Here is a 1,467-nt window from a genome sequence, read left to right as displayed (position 1 = left end):
GTGCGGCGGTGGCGCCCGTCGCGGCCACGGTGATGAAGTCGGCCGCCGGGCCGACCGCCTCGGCCGCGCTCTCGCCCCGCTCCGGCAGGGTGCGCGACACGGCCGTCAGGGACTCGAACAGGATCGGCGCGTCCTTGGTGAAGGCCAGCCGGAGGTCGACGGTGCGGCTCTCGCCCTTCGCCAGCGTGATGACGTCGGCGTCCCCGTCCCCGGTCCGCAGCGCGAAGTCGAGCCGGTTCGGGTGCTCCGGGCCGCGGCCCGGGGTGGCGCCCCGCCACTGCCCGTCGGCGGCACGGAACTCCAACTCGACCGTGTCCGAAGGAAGTTCGGCCGCCCCCTGGAACACGACCGCGGGCACGACCCGCAGCTCCCGGCCGCTCCGGTTGGTGAGGACCAGTGTGAACGGCTTCGCCTCGCCGCCCACCGTGAACACGACGGGCACGCCGTGGAGCCCGACCTCCGCGGTGGCCGCCGGGGCGGGCGGCGCCGTGGCCGGTGCGGTGGCCGGCGCGGTGGTCGGCGCCCCCGCCGGAACGATGACCAGCTCCGGGCGGCCGCTGCTCGCGTCGGTGGCGCGCTGCTCCGGCGGCAGGGCCGGGTCCGAGACCACGGAGTCGAAGCCCGGTGCCACCCGGCCGACCGGGGCGTCGGCGGTGACGGTGAACCGCAGCCGGTAGACGGCCTCGGCGCCGGCCGGCAGCGACAGCACGGCGGGCTGGTCGAGCGCCCAGACGGCACCCGTGCCCGCGGGGTTCGCCCTGGCGTCCTGCCACCGGGTGCCGCCGGGCGCCCGGTACTCCAGCCGGAAGTGGCCCTGCCCCGCGCCGGCGCCGGCGTCCGCGACGACGAAGGCCGAGGACGGCACGTCCAGCCGGTGGTCGGCGGTGTTCCGGAGCGTCGCGGTGAACTCCACCGGCGCGCCCCCCGCCGTGACGGTGCCGGGAAGGCCGCCGAAGGCGATCGTGACCGGCGAGGGGCGGGTCCGGGCGCCCGGGGACAGCGCGACGGCCTCCGGCGCGGCGAAGACGGCCGCGACCCCGACGGCGGCCAGGCCGGAGGCCAGGGTGACGGCGGTGGTCGCGGTCAGGAATCTGCGCTGCCGAATGTGCAATCCAACCTCACGGGAGAATGCGGGAGAGAACCCATCAGGACGTGAAATCGCTTGCACGGGAGATCGTTTCGCAACAGTGTCGGGCTTTCGTCCGCCCCCCGGCCGACCGCGATCGGCAGCATCCTACCGAGCCCCGTCCGGCGGTCCGGACCGAGGACCGCGCCCGGTTCCCCGGGACCACCCCGAGGGAACCCCGACATCCGGCTACGACTCCCCGGTGACCCTTCGGGGCCGGGAATCACCTGCCGGGCTGAGGCCCGGGGGCCGACGGCGGCGGAGGATGGAACCAGCCCACCGGACCTGCCGGACCGGGCCGCCACCACAGGGAGATTCCCAATGATGTTGTCAAGCCAGGG

The 1,467-nt window shown here is 75.8% G+C and carries 1 pseudogene; it reads right to left on the bottom strand.

The features are described 5' to 3' along the window. Positions 1-1,111: pseudogene (locus tag AE652_RS40995) on the bottom strand (hypothetical protein); the annotation flags it as partial. Between the last annotated feature and the right edge of the window lie 356 nt (positions 1,112-1,467).

Origin of the sequence: Kitasatospora sp. MY 5-36 (assembly GCF_001182915.1) — a bacterium.
Classification (GTDB): domain Bacteria; phylum Actinomycetota; class Actinomycetes; order Streptomycetales; family Streptomycetaceae; genus Kitasatospora.
The sequence above is the reverse complement of the archived record's forward strand: the minus strand, read 5'-3'. Positions and strand labels throughout refer to the sequence as shown.